16 protein-coding genes are annotated in these 18,898 nt (G+C 36.9%); 7 read left to right on the top strand and 9 right to left on the bottom strand.

What is annotated here, in order from left to right; genetic code table 11:
* Window position 1: 1 nt before the first annotated feature.
* Both GMB86_RS00245 and yvfG read left to right on the top strand, forming a co-directional pair.
* Window positions 2–670 carry a B3/B4 domain-containing protein gene (locus GMB86_RS00245; protein WP_155215625.1) on the top strand — a complete coding sequence of 223 codons (669 nt, stop codon included), beginning with the start codon at window positions 2–4 and terminating at the stop codon, window positions 668–670.
* Window positions 671–702: 32 nt separating this feature from the next.
* Window positions 703–939 (top strand): protein YvfG, encoded by a 237-nt coding sequence (yvfG, locus tag GMB86_RS00240; RefSeq protein ID WP_155215623.1) that lies wholly within the window; start codon window positions 703–705, stop codon window positions 937–939.
* A gap of 80 nt (window positions 940–1,019) precedes the next feature.
* Here yvfG and GMB86_RS00235 read toward each other — a convergent pair whose 3' ends face one another.
* The 4 genes from GMB86_RS00235 to GMB86_RS00225 all read right to left on the bottom strand — a co-directional run bounded on the left by GMB86_RS00235 (window position 1,020) and on the right by GMB86_RS00225 (window position 6,287).
* Complete coding sequence (locus GMB86_RS00235; protein ID WP_155215621.1) at window positions 1,020–1,730, bottom strand: Crp/Fnr family transcriptional regulator; 711 nt, start codon at window positions 1,728–1,730, stop codon at window positions 1,020–1,022.
* A gap of 116 nt (window positions 1,731–1,846) precedes the next feature.
* A complete protein-coding gene (locus GMB86_RS15410) occupies window positions 1,847–2,059 on the bottom strand; it encodes a hypothetical protein (protein WP_230458935.1) in 213 nt (70 codons plus the stop codon).
* Entirely contained in the window at window positions 2,052–3,290 is a 1,239-nt protein-coding gene (odhB, locus tag GMB86_RS00230; protein ID WP_155215619.1) for a 2-oxoglutarate dehydrogenase complex dihydrolipoyllysine-residue succinyltransferase, read from the bottom strand. The genes GMB86_RS15410 and odhB overlap by 8 nt, the downstream gene beginning before the upstream one ends.
* 159 nt (window positions 3,291–3,449) lie before the next feature.
* On the bottom strand, window positions 3,450–6,287 hold the full coding sequence (locus GMB86_RS00225) for a 2-oxoglutarate dehydrogenase E1 component (protein ID WP_155215617.1): 2,838 nt from the start codon (window positions 6,285–6,287) through the stop codon (window positions 3,450–3,452).
* Window positions 6,288–6,645: 358 nt separating this feature from the next.
* Here GMB86_RS00225 and GMB86_RS00220 point away from each other — a divergent pair, with 358 nt between their 5' ends.
* On the top strand, window positions 6,646–7,515 hold the full coding sequence (locus tag GMB86_RS00220) for a CvfB family protein (protein WP_155215615.1): 870 nt from the start codon (window positions 6,646–6,648) through the stop codon (window positions 7,513–7,515).
* Window positions 7,516–7,697: 182 nt separating this feature from the next.
* On the opposite strand, the gene GMB86_RS15880 is transcribed toward GMB86_RS00220, so the two are convergent.
* The 4 genes from GMB86_RS15880 to GMB86_RS00205 all read right to left on the bottom strand — a co-directional run bounded on the left by GMB86_RS15880 (window position 7,698) and on the right by GMB86_RS00205 (window position 11,032).
* Entirely contained in the window at window positions 7,698–7,826 is a 129-nt protein-coding gene (locus GMB86_RS15880) for a hypothetical protein (protein ID WP_268987273.1), read from the bottom strand.
* A gap of 541 nt (window positions 7,827–8,367) precedes the next feature.
* A complete protein-coding gene (locus tag GMB86_RS00215) occupies window positions 8,368–9,183 on the bottom strand; it encodes a metal ABC transporter permease (protein WP_155215613.1) in 816 nt (271 codons plus the stop codon).
* Between the two features lie 43 nt (window positions 9,184–9,226).
* The gene (locus tag GMB86_RS00210; RefSeq protein WP_155215611.1) at window positions 9,227–10,003 is read right to left on the bottom strand and encodes a metal ABC transporter ATP-binding protein; all 777 of its coding nucleotides are present in this window, start codon (window positions 10,001–10,003) and stop codon (window positions 9,227–9,229) included.
* 126 nt (window positions 10,004–10,129) lie between these two features.
* On the bottom strand, window positions 10,130–11,032 hold the full coding sequence (locus GMB86_RS00205; RefSeq protein WP_230458934.1) for a metal ABC transporter solute-binding protein: 903 nt from the start codon (window positions 11,030–11,032) through the stop codon (window positions 10,130–10,132).
* Window positions 11,033–11,362: 330 nt separating this feature from the next.
* Between GMB86_RS00205 and aroB the strand changes: the two genes are divergently transcribed.
* The 4 genes from aroB to GMB86_RS00185 all read left to right on the top strand — a co-directional run bounded on the left by aroB (window position 11,363) and on the right by GMB86_RS00185 (window position 18,513).
* On the top strand, window positions 11,363–12,490 hold the full coding sequence (gene aroB, locus GMB86_RS00200) for a 3-dehydroquinate synthase (RefSeq protein WP_155215609.1): 1,128 nt from the start codon (window positions 11,363–11,365) through the stop codon (window positions 12,488–12,490).
* Between the two features lie 218 nt (window positions 12,491–12,708).
* Window positions 12,709–15,312 (top strand): SH3 domain-containing protein, encoded by a 2,604-nt coding sequence (locus tag GMB86_RS00195; protein ID WP_155215607.1) that lies wholly within the window; start codon window positions 12,709–12,711, stop codon window positions 15,310–15,312.
* Between the two features lie 288 nt (window positions 15,313–15,600).
* The gene (locus tag GMB86_RS00190) at window positions 15,601–17,457 is read left to right on the top strand and encodes an SH3 domain-containing protein (RefSeq protein ID WP_155215605.1); all 1,857 of its coding nucleotides are present in this window, start codon (window positions 15,601–15,603) and stop codon (window positions 17,455–17,457) included.
* Between the two features lie 264 nt (window positions 17,458–17,721).
* Window positions 17,722–18,513 (top strand): formate/nitrite transporter family protein, encoded by a 792-nt coding sequence (locus GMB86_RS00185; protein ID WP_155215602.1) that lies wholly within the window; start codon window positions 17,722–17,724, stop codon window positions 18,511–18,513.
* 7 nt (window positions 18,514–18,520) lie between these two features.
* Here the strand turns inward: GMB86_RS00185 and GMB86_RS00180 are convergent, their stop codons facing one another.
* Window positions 18,521–18,826 (bottom strand): hypothetical protein, encoded by a 306-nt coding sequence (locus tag GMB86_RS00180; protein ID WP_155215601.1) that lies wholly within the window; start codon window positions 18,824–18,826, stop codon window positions 18,521–18,523.
* Between the last annotated feature and the right edge of the window lie 72 nt (window positions 18,827–18,898).

Raw genomic sequence — 18,898 nt, 5'->3', positions numbered from 1 at the left:
GATGACGACCATAACCATCTCTAATGAGCTTAAACAAACTTGTCCAAACATACAAATTGGTGCTATTACGTACCATCATATCGTGATTGAATCGATCCCGCAAATGATTGAGAGACGTATGTCTGTTTTTTTTAACGAGCTAAAGCTATCTTTAGAGAATAAGAATGTTTCAGACATTGATGGCGTTTCTCAATTTAGGAAAATATTTAAAGCTGTTGGTACAGACCCTTCGCGCTATCGCCCTAGTCAGGAAGCATTATTTCGCCGAGTTAAAAAATCAGGTGAATTGTATTCTGTTAACTCAGCTGTCGATCTTAATAACTTTTTTAGTTTACATTATGAAATTCCAATTGGTGTATATGATTTAAAACAGATTCATGGAGATATTCAGTTAAAAATTGGAGATGACGAGGATACATATGAAGGCCTTAATGGTCGGGTCATGTCGATGAAGAATAAAATCACTTCTAGAGATGAAAGTGGGGCGTTTGGAAGCCCCATTGTCGACTCCAAAAGAACGATGGTAACTGAAAAAACAACCGATGCATTAGCTCTTGTTTATTTAAAACCGTCCATGCAAGAAGAAGAAGCTCATCAACTTCTTCAAGCGATGAAAGACATGTTTATCCAAGTTCATGGTGGCGATGCATCTTATGAATGGATTAAATAATATTCAGAAAAAAATAGGAGGAACCTTAAACAATGGCAAATACAGATAAATTTAGCGTCGACTTTTTTACGGAAGCTTTAACTCTCCATATTGAAAAAAATAAAGACGTCATGACGCCCACTCAGGCGGCAAATAGTTATTTTCATTCAGTTGTTTCAGCCATCATTCATGACAATTTAAACAAAAATTTTGAACTTGTAAGACGAGTACGAAACTTAGATGAAGCATACAAAATCGTTAAAGAAAAAATGACAAAAGAAAATGCCTGAATATTAATTTATGCATAGGCTCTAAAATTATCACTTTAGCACGTAACAACACCACATGAAATGACCCATGTGGTGTTTTTTTAGAGTCTACAAATATGAAGTGGACATTCTTCACAATGACAGATCGTTTTTAAATAATCTAAATCCTTAATGACAATCGACCCTTGCTTGTAATCAATCGCTCCATCTTTTTTTAATGCTTGAAGCATTCGATTCACGGTTTCTCTCGTTGAACCAATTAATTGAGCCAAATCCGAATTCGTAAAATTGGTTGTAAACTGAATTCCATTTTCCGTTTCTTTTCCATAGGAATGTACCATTCTAATCAAAGTTGAAGCTAGTGCTCCATTTTTCCCGTAAAAAAGAAGATCACGCATTTTTATTTGTGCATACTGACTCATATAACTCATCCATTTAGTAAAATCAATGGATAAATCGCTATTTTCTAACATTAATAGTTCAATGTCTCTTTGTTTTAGTATACCGATTTTACAATTCTTTGTGGCTTCAGCTGTAAAAGTATAATTTTTGGGACCAAAGCAGGCTAATTCACCAAACAAATCATCCGTGGAAAAATAATTTAACACAAGATCTTTTCCATCATCTGCTGATTTAAACACTTTAACCATTCCTGATAGGATGAAAAATAACCTTTCTGCTGCATCGCCTTCCCAATATATGGTTTCACCTTTTTTGTAGTCATTAACTGTCATCACTTTATGAAACAATTGAGCATTTTTTTCTGAGAATATCGTTACGTTTTTTATTGCATGATTAACCTTTTGATCCATTTAATCACACCTTCCGATGGACAAAACAACAAACTTTAAGAGGTTGTTCAAAAAGTCACCAAATGATAAGCTACGAATCTCCGACGCTATCCAAGAGGATCTTCAACTAAAATCGCTCACGTCCTGTGGCTGGCGCCTGAAGCCACCACATCCTGTGGAAGTCCGGTCCTCATGTAGTAAAAACCTACATTCCGGTCCTCGAAACGGCGCCGCCTTGATCTTCTTGCTTCTAATTTGTCACCTTTTTGAAAATACACTTTAACTTTATTATACTGGTTAAAGGCCGTGTTTTCATCAGAAAGTGTGACAATAATCATACATTTACTCAAGTAATAAACCAATTGGATCTTCTAAAAGTTGTTTTATTGTGACTAAAAATCGAACGGCTTCACTGCCATCAACAATTCTATGATCATAACTAAGTGCAATGTACATCATGGGTCTTGACTCAATGACATCGCCTTCTGGTTTCTCGATCGTTATGGGACGTTTTTGAATATTATGCATACCAAGTATCCCCACTTGAGGATAATTAATAATAGGAGTTGACAGTAATGAGCCAAATGTTCCACCATTCGTAATCGTGAATGTTCCCCCGCGAAGATCTTCCAATGTTAATTGATTATGGCGTGCTTTATCTGCAAAATAGGCAATATCCTGTTCAATTTCAGCAAAACTTTTCTTATCAACATCACGGACGACAGGTACGACAAGCCCTTCCTTTGCACCCACAGCAATTCCAATGTCGTAAAACTTCTTTAAGATAATATCATGACCATCGATTTCAGCATTTAAATGTGGAAAGACTCTTAAGGCTTGAACAACAGCTTTTGTAAAAAATGACATAAACCCTAATTTTACTTGGTGTTTCTTTAGAAAATCCTCCTTCTTTTTTTGTCTAATTTTTATAATCTCAGTCATATCAACCTCATTAAATGTCGTGAGCATGGCCGTTACACTCTTTGCATGAACTAAGTGGTTCGCGATCGTTTGTCGTCTTCTAGACATGGCAATTCGCTCAATTTTTTGTTCGTGTTCAGGAATTAAAGATTGTCTAACTTGTGATTCTCTTTCGTTAGGTTCAGATTTTTCATTTTGGTTTTGTATATCATGCGATCTAATCCTACCCAGTGGATCCTTCGCTTTCACCTCGCGTAAATCTATCCCATTTTTACGAGCCAATTTTCTCGCTGCAGGTGATGCTAATGGAAAACGTTCAACTTCATTTTTGATTCCTTCTTTTTGTTCTTTTTCTTGGTTTGAAGAACTTTTGTCTGTGTCTTGATTCGTTTTTGTGATGTCACGTTTCATATTATTAGCGTCTGCTGAATCATTTAACTTACCGATAACTTCGCCTACTTCAACGGTCTCACCAGCTTGTTTAATGATTTTATCTAAAACCCCTGTCTCCTCCGAGGTAATTTGAATATTTACTTTATCTGTTTCAAGTTCGACTAAATCATCGCCTTTGTTTATGGCATCTCCGACATTGACCAGCCATTTAACAATCGTGCCTTCTGTAACTGATTCAGCAAGTTCTGGGATTATGATTTCAAACATTGGCTGATACCCCCTCTATCTCCTGGATAATTTCAAAAGATGGTCTTTCTTTAAACTTTAGATTACATGCTATACAATTACGCTTGATGACCAGACCATCGATCAACACGTGATTCTCCATAATTAATAAATAGTCAGAGAGTCAATGGTATTTTTCGTTTACTTGGATTGTTTAAGTGCTTCAACGATGATTCGTCGTTGTTCTCGTTTATGAATATCTGGTTCACCACTTGCTGGACTAGATCGACGTGGTCTTCCAATGTATTTAAGGTCCATATGATGTGGTGCACATTCACGAAGGTAGGGTGCTATATACTGCCAAGCCCCCATATTCTTCGGCTCCTCTTGTACCCATACGAGTTCCCTTAGATTTGGATAACGTGATATCAAGTGTTCAATCTCTTCAGCAGGGAATGGATATAACTCTTCAATACGAATAATCCTCAACCAAACGCATTCTTTTTTTATCTTCTCTCTTTCAGTCTCCAGATCTATAGCCATTTTGCCACTACATAATACAAGTCTCTCCACTTGGTCAATCGAGTCACTAGCATCATCCGGTTCCAAAACGGGCTGGAATCCGCCCTCGGAGAATTTCTCAATCTTTGAAGCTGCTTTGGCATGTCTTAATAAACTTTTAGGCGTCATAATAACTAATGGTCTGACTGACTCATGACCTTTAATTAAGGCTTGCCTGCGTAAGACATGAAAATATTGTGAACTACTTGTCACGTTAGCGACTGTCCAATTATTTTCGGCAGCCAATTGCAAGTAACGTTCAAGGCGGGCACTTGAATGTTCAGGTCCCTGACCTTCGTAACCATGAGGGAGCAGCATAACAAGTCCTGATTTTTGCCCCCACTTGGCTCTTCCTGCTGCGATAAATTGGTCAAAAATCACTTGAGCCACATTGGCAAAATCCCCAAATTGGGCTTCCCAAATCACCAAAGTTTGGGGAGCAAAAACATCATAACCATATTCGAAACCTAGAACGGCCGTCTCTGACAGTGGACTATTAAAAATTTGAAATGAACCTGTAGCTTCATTCAGATGTTGTAATGGAATATAGGTTTCTCCATTTTCACTATCTTTTAATACAACATGACGATGTGCAAACGTTCCTCGACCAACATCCTGGCCTGTGAAACGTATGGATCGTCCATCTTTTAAAATGGAAGCAAAAGCTAACGACTCTGCTAACCCCCAATCGACCACCCCTTGTTCAGATAGTGCCCTCATTCGACGGGTCAGAATTCTTTCTAACTTAGGATAAGGATGAAAGGATTTTGGCCAATCCATTAATTCACCATTTAGGGCCTGTAAAGTCTTTAGTGGTATGGCCGTATTTATTTCAGGCAACTTAGCTGGAAGAATGTCGAGTCGTTCAAAGTTTTTCTCTTTATCTTTAGATTTTATATCAGCGTAAATCCTTTGAAATTGGTCATGTAACGTGTTCTTCATGTCTTGTATGGCATTCTGAGTGATTAATCCTGCCTCTTCACAGACCTTTGCATAAATAGACTGAACAGTCGGGTGTTGTTGTATTTTCTTATATAGTAAAGGTTGCGTCGTCATGGGGTCGTCTATCTCGTTATGTCCAAAACACCGATATCCAATTAAATTAATTAAAAAGTCTTTATGGAATATTTTCCGATATTGATAAGCTAATTCTGCTGCTTGAAGGCAAGCTTCTGGATCATCACTATTGACATGCACAATGGGGATTTCAAATCCTTTGGCTAAATCACTCGCATATTTCGTTGAACGAGCATCCATCGGATCGGTCGTAAATCCTAATTGGTTATTTGCGATAATATGAATGGTCCCACCTGTTTCATATCCCTTTAATCGACTTAAATTTAGCGTTTCAGCTACAACTCCCTCACCTGGAAAAGCGGCATCTCCATGTATAAGGACAGCAAATGACTTTTGAATATATTGATGTGAATGACCTTTTTGATCCAGTTCTTCCTGGGCTGCTCGCGTATAGCCTTCAACGACAGGACCAATAAATTCTAAATGACTTGGATTATTCATCAATGTAACTTTAACTTCGGTTGATCCCTTGTCTGCAATCGTCCGATTGGCTCCTAAATGATATTTCACATCGCCCGTCCAACCAAAATTGATTCCTTTAGACCCTTCTGATGGAATCATTTCTTTATTAGGGGAGTGAACAAATTCGGAAAATATCTTATGATAGGGTTTTCCGAGGACATGGGCTAGAACATTTAACCTGCCTCGGTGTGCCATACCCAGAATGACGTTTTTACAGCCTTCATTAACCCCAATACCGATCAGTCTATCTAAAATCGGAACGAGCATATCTAACCCTTCAATTGAGAATCGCTTTTGCCCAACAAACGATTTATGAAGGAAGCGTTCAAATTCCTCGATTTCAGTCAACCGTTCTAGTAATTGAACTTTATCATTATCAGATAATGATAAACGGAGATGATCTTGCTCAACCATGTTTGTTAACCATTCACGCTCTTCTTGCTCATAGACATGATTAAATTCATAAGCAAGCGTCGAAGAATACTTTTCTTTCAAATATGTCACAACATCATAAGCGGATGTCAAAAAGTTTGGAGCATCTTTCCATATATAGTGTGCAGGTATCACTTGAAGATCTTCAATAGTCAAATTAAACTCTTCTAAGTTAAGAAAAGAAGGCAAAGAATGAATGTTATTTACACCGAATAACGGATTGATACGAGCAAGCAGATGGCCATATGTACGAATATTTTCCACTAATCTAACCGTAGAAACAACATGCTCTATGTTTATCGATTGATCCATAACACGTTCTGGTTTGGGGGCTGTTTCAAATTCATTTACATTAGGACGTCCGTAGTTTTCAAAAAAATAACGATCATGCGGATCAACGCTATTTTTATCCTTTAGGAACTTCTCATATTTATCCAAGACATAACCCAAGTTAGGTCCTGAAAAAGATAACCAAGGATTGGAATTCATATGTTTTTCTGATGTCATAGCTGCCTCTCCTTACTAAAAAAATTTCTGTTAAGAATCTTATTGATTGATTATTCTGTCAAAATATATGGCAAGATAGCTTATCTTTTCTTATTCCTACTTTTAGAACCTAAATCAATAATTTTTCATTCAAGAGAAGTTTATACAGATATAATGCTGAAATGACTGTAAATGTTAGGTTTAGAACCTTATTTTCTTGTTAAAAATATTTTAGCATAATGCCTAATACTTAGCACTTTTCTAAGATGTTATTTGCAAAAAATTAATAAAAGTCGATTCATGGTATAATAATCCTTTAGAAAATGAATGATATTTTTAGATGGCAAAGTTATTAACATTTATAGAGGAGATACTTAACATGAATGAATTCTATCCAGGAACTATAATCGAATGTGATGTTGTTCGCGAAGCACCATTTGGATATTTTTTATCAAACGGGAAAGAGGAAGTCCTCCTTCACCACAATGATATAGAAGAAGGCACAACACCAAGCGGGAAAATTCGGGTATTTTTATATCAAGATCACCAAGGCAGACTTTGTGCGACCATGTCTATTCCATCCATTACTCTTGATACATATGATTGGGCTGAGGTTGTTGAAGTAAAAAGACGTTTAGGTGTATTTGTTGATATTGGCATCTCAAAAGACATTCTCATATCAACAGATGACTTATCGGAGGAATGGTCTATTTGGCCATATAAGGGAGACAAGCTTTACATTTCTCTTAAAACGGATAAGAAAGATCGGTTGTTTGGAAAACTAGCCGATGAAGAAACGATGAGAGCCATGTCGGCTCCAGCTTCTGACGACATGTTTAATCGTGATATTACGGCATACGTATATCGTCATTTAATGACAGGCACTCGTGTCATCACGGAGGATCGTATTATTGGCTTTCTACATGAAGATGAGCGCAATAACCAACCTGAACCAAGACTTGGTCAAGCCATCCACGGACGTGTGATTGAAGTCAAAGAAGACGGAACCATCAATATAACCTTACGTAAAAGAGGCTATGAAGCGATGGATGAAGATGCAAGAAAACTATATGACTATATGGTCTCTCGAAATGGCGCCATGCCTTTTTGGGACAAGAGCTTGCCAGATGATATTTATAATAAATTTGAGTTGAGTAAAGGTGCCTTCAAGCGTGCTCTAGGCAAACTTATGAAAGAAGGTAAAGTTTACCAAGAAGACGGCTGGACATATTTAAAGAAGAATGAATAGAAGATCATGTTAGGCATTATTGAAAGACAGGAAAATGGGACCAACATACATCATGTTGGTCCCTTATAGAGGTTGTTCAAAAAGTCACCAAATGATAAGCTGCGAATCTCGGCGTCGCCTTGCTTCTGATTTGTCACCTTTTTGAACACAATTATAAGTATTTAGATACCTTTTATTTTATATTAAAAAGGACTAGCAAATATGGCTAAAGCAATGATTCCACCTATAACCCCTACACCAGCAAAGTCCATCATAACATCGGAAACCGACACATCTTCAAATAACTTTTCTACGGTTTTTACATTTTTCATGTCTTTCCCTCCACTCTTTAAGATGGTTTAATACGATGACGGTAGTGTTTCATTCTTGTTAAAGTCATTTTTCCCATTTATTAGATGATTTAAACTAAAAAACCATTTATCTCGGTCAATTTTGAGATAAATGGTTCTTTAGTCGATGTATTGGTAGATAAAAAACACTAGGTTATATGTTTTTAGCCCTATAAGAGGTTGTTCAAAAAGTCACCAAATGATAAGCTACGAACCTCGGCGTTGGCTTGTTTTTCCGGTCCTCATGTAGTAAAAACCTACATTCCGGTCCTCAAAACGGTGCCGCCTTGATCTTCTTGCTTCTGATTTGTCACCTTTTTGAACACGTATTATACAAGGTTGTTCAAAAAGTCACCAAATGATAAGCTACGAATCTCGGGCGCTATCCAAGAGGATCTTCAACTAAAATCGCTCACGTCCTGTGGCTGGCGCCAGAAGCCACCACATCCTGTGGAATGCCGGTCCTCAGGAACTGCGCGCTCTTATCTTCTTGCTTCTGATTTGTCTCCTTTTTCAACACGAGCTATAAGGTTCGTTCTTTCGTCCACCGTAATCGGACCGTTTGCCATATTAAAGCTAGAAAATAAAAGATGGCTTCAATCATCGTAATATAAAAACTAACAGGCACATTCGTTAAGTAACTTAAACTTAAACCTGCCCAAACCCCAATTAAGGAGAAGAGGGATGAAAGAAGGATCATTCCAAAAACGGAATGTGTCAGATACCGAGCGGCTGAAGCTGGTACTGTTAATAGGGCAAACACAAGCAAGGCACCAACAATTTGAACAGCTTCCGCAACTAAAATAGACAAAACTAATAAAAATCCAATTGAAATAAAACGAACAGGTAAACCTGCTGCATGGGCACCCGCCGGATCAAACGAATCAAACTTCAATACTCGGTAGCTTAGAATAAGTACGATTAATAAAATTAATGAAATGATAACAATCTCGATGACATTTTGGAAACTGATACCTACAACACTGCCAAAAAGAATGGTTGTTGCAAAATTGGTTTGCTTATTTGACAGAAATAAAAATAAGATACCTAGACCGAGAAAAAGACTTAAAATGACACTTACTGCCGCATCTCGTCTAAAAATTTTAACTCCCATTTGACCCACAGCAAGTCCACTTACTGTTGTAAACAATAATAACCCAGTTAATGGATCCCATCCCATGAATACAGCGAATGAGGCACCAGAAAAACCGATATGTGAAAATGTATGACTAATAAAAGATAAACCTCTAGCCATAACAAAGACACCAAAAGCCCCGCACATCACAGCAACAAACGTACCTGCAATGAAGGCATGTTGCATAAAATCATATTGGAACATCTAAAAACATCAACTCCCAACTCCAAACTTTTAACTATACTATTTAGTAAGTGCGAATGCGTTCATCATTTATCTCTTGATTGATTTGTTGATCAACCGAAGTGATTGATTCATCAGAGTAAGGTGGGTGCAAACAGAGAGAAAGTTCCTTCTCATCTTTCATGATCTCTTCTGTTTTCCCAATAATATACTGTCCTCTTGTCATATGCAAAATCCGATGGGCATATTTTTTCACCAAATGAAGATCGTGGCTAATAAATATAATGCCGATATTTCGACTTTCACAAAGATGATGGACGAGTGACGTCATAGCTTCTTGAGCATCGGGATCTAAATTAGAGGTCGATTCATCTAATAGTAAGACATCAGGATCTCTTGCAAGTGCTTGTGCAAGATAGACACGCTGCTTTTCCCCGCCAGATAGTTTTCCAATTGGCTTCATAGCGAGATGAATCGTGTCCGTTTCTTCCATCATTTTACTTACTTTATTTCGCTCTCTTCTCGTTAGCCATGGACGAATCATATTCGGTAAGCCAAGAGACACAAAATCCCATGCACGAATGGGCATATCAGCATCTATTAACCGTGACTGTGGAACGTATCCAATCACAGGTTTTTTATTTGTACTTTGAATAGAGACTTTCCCCTCTTGTGGCGTGATGAGTCCTAAGATGACTTTTAATAAAGTCGATTTCCCTGCACCGTTTGGGCCTATGACACCTAGCATCTCTCCCTTATGAACAGAAAAAGAAAGGTCTTTAAGAATCCGTTCGCCATTAAAAATAACATTAATATGATCAACATCTAATGTTTTAAACACTTTTTTTCACTCCCTTAAATTTTATTTATCATATAAAGAGCCGGTTACCCTTATTTTGATCGAGAGTTACCGGCAGTAAATGTTATTTCGACAATCAATCTGTTATTGTTAGCTTTTCGATTCGGATTAATCTTGAATTTGTTTTATTTGCCTTAATGCATCTAACATCCACGTTTTATATGTTTTCCCTTTTGGCAAGGTTTCCGTTACGTTAACGATAGGAATATCCTTCTCACGAGCCAATTTGAGAAGTGATTTTAATGTCGGGTTTTCTACTTGTTTATTATTGACAAAGAAGTCTATTTTTTTACCCTTTATATCATTTTGCATCGCAGCTAGATCCTTAGGAGCAGGATCAGAACCTTCTTCAACTGCTAAAGAGAACTTTGGATTTTTTACTTTATAATTGAGTGCAGTCAACATATTATCAAATAAGGGTTCCGATACGTCAACACTTTTTGCTTTAGACTGTTTAAGTTCCTTCACTAAGCTCGTTACAGGTTGTAAAGATTTGTTATAGACTTTTGCGTTATGATTATACGTATCAGCATTCTTAGAGTCTATTTTAGCTAATCGACCTGCTAGATAACTAGCTAGTTTCGGCATTGTTTTTGGATCGTACCACAGGTGCTCATTGTCACCCTCTTGTTTTTTCATGACATCTTCACCCACACGTATGGTTGGCACATTCTTATTTGTTGAATTAACCAATTTCTCCATCCAATTATCATACCCTATACCATTATAAATAACGAGATCTGCTTTACTTACCGATATCGTCGTTTGTGCAGTGGGATCAAATTCGTGTGGGTCTATATTAGGCGAATTTATAATAGAAGTAACATGGACATGTTTTCCACCAACCGCTTTGGCTACTTCACCATAAAAATCTTCTGCTACAACAAGATTAATTTTCCCTGATGCATGATTAGATTGTCGGGTTTGCGAACCACAAGCAGTTAAGACGAGTAGACTACCCATTAATAAAAAAATTCCTATGAACTTACGGATCTTGTCTTTCTCTGCCAATGAGCCTTTCCTCCTTAAGTCGTTCCTTATGTATTTTTAATCGTAATGCTTCCGATTTATTAACAAATGCATATTAAATAGTAATAGTTACGATTTATTTTGTCAAGTAATTGATTTTATTCATTCATTGTAACCAAACCTTCCTATTCTATCCCAATCTAGTAGCTATTCATAGTAATGCGAGTAAAAAACGTTGCACAATATTTTTAATTGTATGACCGATTTTACGTCTATTGTTCAATTTTCTGTTTTTTCTTTTTCAATGGTGCGTTATAATAACCCTAATTCATACTTTTATCGTAGAGAGAGAAAACGGAGGGAATAACAGTAATGACGCAATTCCATGTCGAATTAAAAAGAGTTGTCGATGATTCATATAATATCGAAATTGGACGACAGCTTTTTCCAAAACTAGTTGAAGATATAAACCATGGTTTAATAAAAAATGTAAATAGATTAGCCATCCTTTCAGATTCCGTTGTTTCAAAGTTTTATGGTGACAAACTTCTCCATTTGTTAAAAGAGGCAGGTTACGACTGTCATTTATTCACGGTACCGAATGGTGAAAAGACAAAAAATAGAGAAACAAAAACAGACATTGAAGATCAAATGTTAGCCCTCGGTTATGGAAGAGACAGTGCCATCATTGCATTAGGTGGCGGCATGATTTCTGATCTTTCCGGTTTTATTGCGAGTACATTTTGTCGAGGTATTCCATACATTAACTATTCAACCACGCTTCTTTCTGCTGCTGATGCTTCGGTTGGCGGGAAAACAGCGGTTAACACGCCTGTCGCAACAAATTTAATAGGAACGTTCTATCAACCAACCAAGGTCTACATTGACTTAGATACATGGCAAACTCTACCTCTTCGCGAGTTTCGTAGTGGACTCGCTGAGACGATTAAACATGCCTGTCTCGCTGATAGCGACTTCTTCAGTTTTCTCGAAACCCATATGGAGGATATACTAACTTCAAATGAACTGATATTAAATGCCAATGTTTGTTCACATGTTGCTTACAAAAATTGTGATATTAAATTTCATGTCGTTGAAAAGGATGAAAAAGAATCCAATCTCCGTCAAATCTTAAACTTGGGTCATACTGCAGGACGAGCTTTGGAAGCGCTAAGTGGCTATACTTTATTACATGGTGAAGCCATTGCTGTTGGACTTGTTATTCAAGCTAAAATAGCCAATCAATTAGGTTTACTCGAAGCTAAAGAAACAGTCAGAGTATATGACTTACTCAAAAAAGCGGGATTTAATCTTACTATCCCGGAAAATATTACGCCAGACGCATTGGTCAAAAAAATGTACACAGATAAAAAAGTGCGAAACGGCCAAATTAGATTTGTTCTGATGTCTAAAATTGGACAAATGAAACAATTCGATGACGGTTCATATTCCGTACCTGTTAGTGAAGATCTCATCTATCAAGCTATTCAATCCTTATAAAAAAAAACAAGGGAACCTAGTAAACTTTACTTCACACTAGGTTCTTTTTTCCTGCTTTTAGAATAAAACACCCAAATAAAGGACTTTTATCCTAGTAAAATAATATTAATTGTTGCAAGTTTCGATTTTTTTCAACAATTTTTTATCCAATTTTTTCTTCTCTGTGATACTATAATGATGTTGAAACCTTATACAAAACAATTAAAAAGGAGGGGAAAATGAAAAAGTTTAGTAAGTTAGTAGCTATGGCTATGGCTATTTTCCTAATTGTTAGTACTATCCCACCTAGTACCTCATTTGCAGCTACTACATATACAACAACGGACAATCTTAATGTCAGACCAACCCCAAGCACCAGTAAAAAAGCGATTGGATTGTTGAAAAAGGGATCAAAATTAACAGTCACAGGAACGAGCGGAAGCTGGCTTAAAATTAAGTACAAAAACAAAACTGCCTATGTCTCTGGAAAGTATGTCAAGAAAACGGTTACGTCATCGCCATCATCTTCCTTTAAAAATCTTAACTATCAAGGTTACGGAGCGAACGGCGTCTACATTCGGGCAACGCCTAATGGTAAACACTTAACCACTTGGTCAAAAAACACCCCAATTACCGTTGTCGGACAAATAGGCAATTGGTTAAAAATTAAGTACAACAACGGATATGCCTATACGTACAAAACTCACGTCATACAAGGGAAACCTCCTGTAGCTTATAAAGCCTATGGCAAGGACAATGTCTACGTTAGACAAACACCTAACGGAAAACACTTAGCTACGTGGCCAATAGACTCTCAGTTTAATGTCTATGCTCAAAATGGGAACTGGATGGTCATCGGGTATGGTAACGGCTATGCTTATACCTATAAAACACATGTATCAAAGACATCTCCAATTAAAAGAATCAACTTTTCTGGCTATGGAGCAGACGGCGTCTACATACGCCAAACGCCTAATGGTAAACACTTAGCTACTTGGTCAAAAAACACCCCAATTATTGTTGTCGGACAAGTTGGCAATTGGTTAAAAATTAAGTACAACAACGGATATGCCTATACGTACAAAACTCACGTCATACAAGGGAAACCATCTCCACTTTACCGCGCGTATGGCAAGGATAATGTCTATATTAGACAAACACCGGGTGGTAAACACTTAGCTACGTGGCCAGAGGGAACACCGTTTAATGTCTATGCCCAAAACGGGAATTGGATGGTCATCGGGTATGGTAACGACTATGCTTATACCTATAAAACACATGTATCAAAGACATCTCCAATTAAAAGAATCAACTTTTCTGGCTATGGAGCAGACGGCGTCTACATACGCCAAACGCCAAATGGTAAACATCTTACCACTTGGGCAAAAAACACCCCAATTACCGTTGTCGGACAAGTTGGCAATTGGTTAAAAATTAAGTACAACAACGGATATGCCTATACGTATAAAACTCATGTCAAAAAAGGAAATCCTCCTGTAGCTTATAAAGCCTATGGTAAGGACTATGTCTACATCAGACAAACACCTAACGGAAAACACTTAGCTACGTGGCCAGAGGGAACACCATTTAATGTCTATGCCCAAAATGGGAACTGGATGGTTATTAACTATGGCCGCGGTTATGCTTATACGTATAAAAGTCATGTAACGAAAAATGCACCATCTGAAAAAGTTTTGTATAAGGGAACAACAACCGCTAATTTAAATGTCAGAGGTACTGCAAGTGGTACCGCTACGAAACTTGCCACATTGCCAAAAGGTACAACTGTTGAAGTTGTCCGGACCGGTAGTTGGCTTAAAATTAAATATAAAACTGGTTACGCCTTTGTATCTGGTCAGTATGTAAAAAAACAAAAACTATCTGCACCTGCACAACCTAAAAAGTTAACCAACTATCAGGCAAAAACTTATAACTATAGTTTAGATACAGTAACCAAAAAACAAATGGGTGCCAGCCCGCAAACGGATAAACATTATAATATGTTCATCTCTCAAGGGGCCTTTGTCTCAAATGGAAAACTTAAGATTTCAGGGTCTTCTGGTATAGTACAAAGCGGAACGTGGAACGTTCGTGGTGGCCCAAGTACAAATAACTGGGTAGTTACTCAGATCTCTAATGGTAAAAAAGTGACCATCAAGAAAACTGTTAAATCAGGAAAAAATACATGGTACCAAATTGATTTTCCTACAGGTTGGGTAAACGCAAGCCCTGCTGACGTTGAGTACTATTTAAATCCAGCAAACTTCCAAGCTGGATCTACTCAATACTATCAATTTCTTAAACTCTCATCTGCAACAAATTTAAGCACTAATGAAGTAAATGAGAAAATACTAAAGGAAAAAGGCGTTCTTGCAGGTAAAGCAAGTTCATTTATCCAAGCTTCTAAAGAACAAGGTATCAATGAGCTCTATCTAATATCACACTCTCTACTAGAGACGGGTAATGGTACTTCATCCCTAGCTAAAGGGATTATAGTTAATAGTGTGAATGGAAAATCCGTTACGCCGAAAAAAGTTTACAACATGTATGGTATTGGAGCCGTTGACTCTAACCCTAAGAAATATGGTGCTGAGAGAGCCTATAGAGAAGGATGGTTCACACCGGAAGCCGCTATCGTTGGTGGAGCTAAGTTTATTTCTTCAAGCTATATCAATAACGGACAAGACACATTATATAAAATGCGTTGGAACCCAGCAGAACCAGCTACACATCAATATGCATCAGATATTGGTTGGGCTGTAAAACAAACGTCACAGATAAAGAAACTCTATGATCTATTATCAAGCTACACAATCACATATGAAATACCAAAATATCAATAATTAAATTATTCGATAAAGCTACCTGTTTTAGGTAGCTTTTTTTATCCCCACTGGTTAGCTGAACCAATCGGACCTTTATAGTTGATCCCCACCTATCTTTTTTCACTTTATTCAACATCAGATGGGCTCCTTTCCCTCTCACACTACTTATTTACCGGTAACATTTGACTATTTTTTTAAAAACGCGACTTTTTTCTACAAAAAAAAACTATCCTTTAAGTTGCTATGATATTATTAGATTAGTAATCTGAATAAAAAAAAATCTACTACATACATAAAGGAGACGAAATGAAAAAGTGCGTTAAAATCATAATAACTTCTATTGCCATTTTACTTTTTTTCAACATCGTTTTACCGAGTATTTCCTTGGCGGCAACGGCGTATACTGCAATAGAAAATTTAAATGTAAGATCAACACCTAGCACAAATAAAAAACCTATAGGTTTAGTAAAAAAAGGAACCAAACTAACTGTTACAGGAACAAGTGGAAGTTGGTTTAAAATAAAATACAACAATAAACCTGCTTACGTCTATTCCAAATATGTCAAGAAAACAACGACCTCATCACCTTCGTTTGTTAATGTGAAATATGAAGGTTATGGTGCAAATGGTGTCTATATTCGAGCTACTCCTAATGGAAAGCATTTGACAACTTGGTCAAAGAACACCCCCCTTTCCGTTAATGGACAAATCGGTAATTGGCTGCGAATTCGTTATAACAATGGTTATGCTTATACGTATAAAACACATGTCACTAAGGCTAAACCAACACCTCTTTATAAAGCTTATGGAAAAGGCGCAGTGGACGTGCTAGATGCCCCAAATGGCAAAAAATTAAAGACATGGCCGGAGGGAACCTCTTTCAATGTCTATGCACAAAATGGTAATTGGATGGTTATTAATTATGGCAGTAGCTATGCTTATACAAACAAAGGACATGTTACAAAGACGGCTCCCTCGTTAAAAGTCTTAGATAAGGGGATTACCACTGTTAAGTTAAATGTCAGGAGTGCTGCAAAGAGCGATGCAACGATTCTATCAACCCTATCTAAAGGTACAACAGTAGAAATAGTTGGGTCATCTGGCAGTTGGTTAAAAATTAAATACAATCCAGGGTATGCGTATGTTTCAAAGGCCTATGTCACGAAACTATCAACTAATAAACCCAAACCTGTACCTAAACCAACTACAATTGAAAAAAAAGTGATTTATCAAAACTCTCCTTATGATCTTCAAACCGCCATAAATAGTCAAGTTGGCCGGGCACAGACATATTATAATAAAAGCAACGTTTCATTTTACATTATCAAAGATGCACTATATTATGATGCTAAATCAATGAAGTGGATGGCAAATGACACATGGAATGTACGAAGCGGTCCTGGAACCAATTATCAGGTTTTAACAACTTTAGGCGCTTCAAAAAAAGTGGACATTGATAATCAAATTAATGGTTGGTATAAACTTAAGAATTTTTATCCGACGACAATTAATGCCAGTACTGAGGAAATCGAAAAATATTTAAATCCAAATAACTATTCAACAAATGATTTTCAATTTCTCAAACTCTCATCTCCATCTTATGCCAGTAGCTCTGAAATAAATGAAAAAATACTTAAAGGTAAGGGCATTTTAGAAGGCAAAGCGGATAGTTTTATTAAGGCCGCCGAGCTATATCATATAAATGAACTTTATTTAATAGCCCATGCGTTACTTGAAACGGGTCAAGGAACTTCTAATCTAGCAACAGGGAAATTAAAAATTAATCCGAATACCGGAAAATTATCAACAAATGGTTCGGGAATTTCAGTTTATAATATGTATGGTATTCATGCATTTGATGGCACAGCAGAGAAAAGTGGCGCCGAATATGCGTATTCTATTAACAGTAAAAATGGAAAAGAAAGATGGGATACTCCAGAAAAAGCCATCATTAATGGAGCTAAATGGATAGCTGACGGTTATATAAATGCCGGTCAAGATACCCTTTATAAAATGCGTTGGGATCCTAATCCTACTAAACCTTATTCCCATCAATATGCGACTGACATTGCATGGGCTGTAAAACAAACATCTAAAATAAAAAGCATGTATGATCTTCTATCAAATTATTCAATTACCTTTGAAATCCCAAAATATAAGTAATCCCTTTACCTTGAGGATATCCTCAAGGTTTTTTACACTTTTAGAAAGTATAAATGCAACTAGGCCTCTGCCTGCGCCTTATAGGCCCCGCAATCTGCAAGTTTTCTTTATCAAACGACCTCATCATATTTGCTACCCTACTTTCAGGACAGTCATATAATAAACTAAATAAATCTGAGTTTTTTGGGTATATATAATATAGATCGGCATCTGAATTTTATATATATCTGTAACTTTAATACATATTATTCTAGGAGGTACATAATGGAAGGCAAATCACTTATGGAGGTTGAAAAACTCGCCGCAAAAAAGCTGAAAATTTTTCGCAACAGTAAAACACGATTTTTATCACGGGCGATTGTTGCAAGTATGTTCATTGGATTTGGTGTTATCGTATCATTTAAAACAGGAAATTTCTTTTATTCCGTAGATTCACCAGCAGCTTATCCCATGGCTGCCCTTGTGTTTGGTTCGGCTATTATCCTGATTTCTTATGGCGGTGGTGATTTATTTACAGGAAATACATTTTATTATACTTATGCTGCATTACGAAAAAAGATCCCATGGTTGGATGTTGCGAAAATTTGGACCACGAGTTATGTCGGAAATATTATCGGTGCCGCCTTCTTTGCTTTAATTATTTATTTAACAGGCTTGTTTAATAGTCCAGATGTCAATCGTTTTTTACTTCACGTAGCTAATCTTAAAGTACACGCCCCTATTATAGAACTCTTTTTTAGAGGCGTTCTCTGTAATTGGCTTGTTTGTCTTGCTTTCTTCATTCCGATGACGTTAAAAGGTGATGGACCCAAACTTTTTTCCATGGTACTCTTCGTATTCTGCTTTTTTATTTCGGGGTATGAACATAGTATTGCTAACATGTGTACTTTTGCCATCGCTCTTGTCATAAATCAGGACCCTGCAATAAATATTATCAGTGTTGTTCGAAACATTATACCAGTTACGTTGGGAAATCTCGTTGGTGGTGTCTTTTTCATGGGGGTCATGTACTATTACGTTAATAAACCTTTTTTGGATGAACTTGATGAAGAATGAGTGACATCTATAATTCATCATCAGGTGGAATGAGATATTCACGATAATAATAGTTGTGATTTGCTACAAAAATTTTATTCTGATGCATAAACCAAAAACCTAACTCCTTCACCTTGAGACTAGTTACTTTACCATCTTGATCTATCAAAGGTGCTTTAAAGCGAATAAGTCGATTTCTAAAAGAAGAAAGATTCATTGTTATATTTTTGACTAGTACCAAATAAGTCCCTTGCTCATCAAGGGACGGATCTAATTCTATAGTATCTAATCGCTTCCATGCACCGTCTAAGTTTATTTCAAAATCAACTAGCATCAACAATCATCCCTTTCTAAATACATATCATCATTATGTCCATGGGATATCTCTTGTTAGACATGTATTATG

This window comes from Terrilactibacillus tamarindi, assembly GCF_009718825.1.
GTDB classification, from domain to species: domain Bacteria; phylum Bacillota; class Bacilli; order Bacillales; family Sporolactobacillaceae; genus Terrilactibacillus; species Terrilactibacillus tamarindi.
Note: the sequence above shows the minus strand (reverse complement) of the source record. Positions and strands in the feature narration are given on the sequence as shown.

What these genes read in the sequence shown, in the direction of transcription:
- GMB86_RS15880 (WP_268987273.1), bottom strand. Translation starts at nt 7,826, where the DNA reads ATGAAAAATGTAAAAACCGTAGAAAAGTTATTTGAAGATGTGTCGGTT.
- GMB86_RS00215 (WP_155215613.1), bottom strand. Translation starts at nt 9,183, where the DNA reads ATGTTCCAATATGATTTTATGCAACATGCCTTCATTGCAGGTACGTTT.
- aroB (WP_155215609.1), top strand. Translation starts at nt 11,363, where the DNA reads ATGACGCAATTCCATGTCGAATTAAAAAGAGTTGTCGATGATTCATAT.
- yvfG (WP_155215623.1), top strand. Translation starts at nt 703, where the DNA reads ATGGCAAATACAGATAAATTTAGCGTCGACTTTTTTACGGAAGCTTTA.
- GMB86_RS00245 (WP_155215625.1), top strand. Translation starts at nt 2, where the DNA reads ATGACGACCATAACCATCTCTAATGAGCTTAAACAAACTTGTCCAAAC.
- GMB86_RS00220 (WP_155215615.1), top strand. Translation starts at nt 6,646, where the DNA reads ATGAATGAATTCTATCCAGGAACTATAATCGAATGTGATGTTGTTCGC.
- GMB86_RS00195 (WP_155215607.1), top strand. Translation starts at nt 12,709, where the DNA reads ATGAAAAAGTTTAGTAAGTTAGTAGCTATGGCTATGGCTATTTTCCTA.
- GMB86_RS00185 (WP_155215602.1), top strand. Translation starts at nt 17,722, where the DNA reads ATGGAAGGCAAATCACTTATGGAGGTTGAAAAACTCGCCGCAAAAAAG.
- GMB86_RS00190 (WP_155215605.1), top strand. Translation starts at nt 15,601, where the DNA reads ATGAAAAAGTGCGTTAAAATCATAATAACTTCTATTGCCATTTTACTT.
- GMB86_RS00180 (WP_155215601.1), bottom strand. Translation starts at nt 18,826, where the DNA reads ATGCTAGTTGATTTTGAAATAAACTTAGACGGTGCATGGAAGCGATTA.
- GMB86_RS00235 (WP_155215621.1), bottom strand. Translation starts at nt 1,730, where the DNA reads ATGGATCAAAAGGTTAATCATGCAATAAAAAACGTAACGATATTCTCA.
- GMB86_RS00225 (WP_155215617.1), bottom strand. Translation starts at nt 6,287, where the DNA reads ATGACATCAGAAAAACATATGAATTCCAATCCTTGGTTATCTTTTTCA.
- odhB (WP_155215619.1), bottom strand. Translation starts at nt 3,290, where the DNA reads ATGTTTGAAATCATAATCCCAGAACTTGCTGAATCAGTTACAGAAGGC.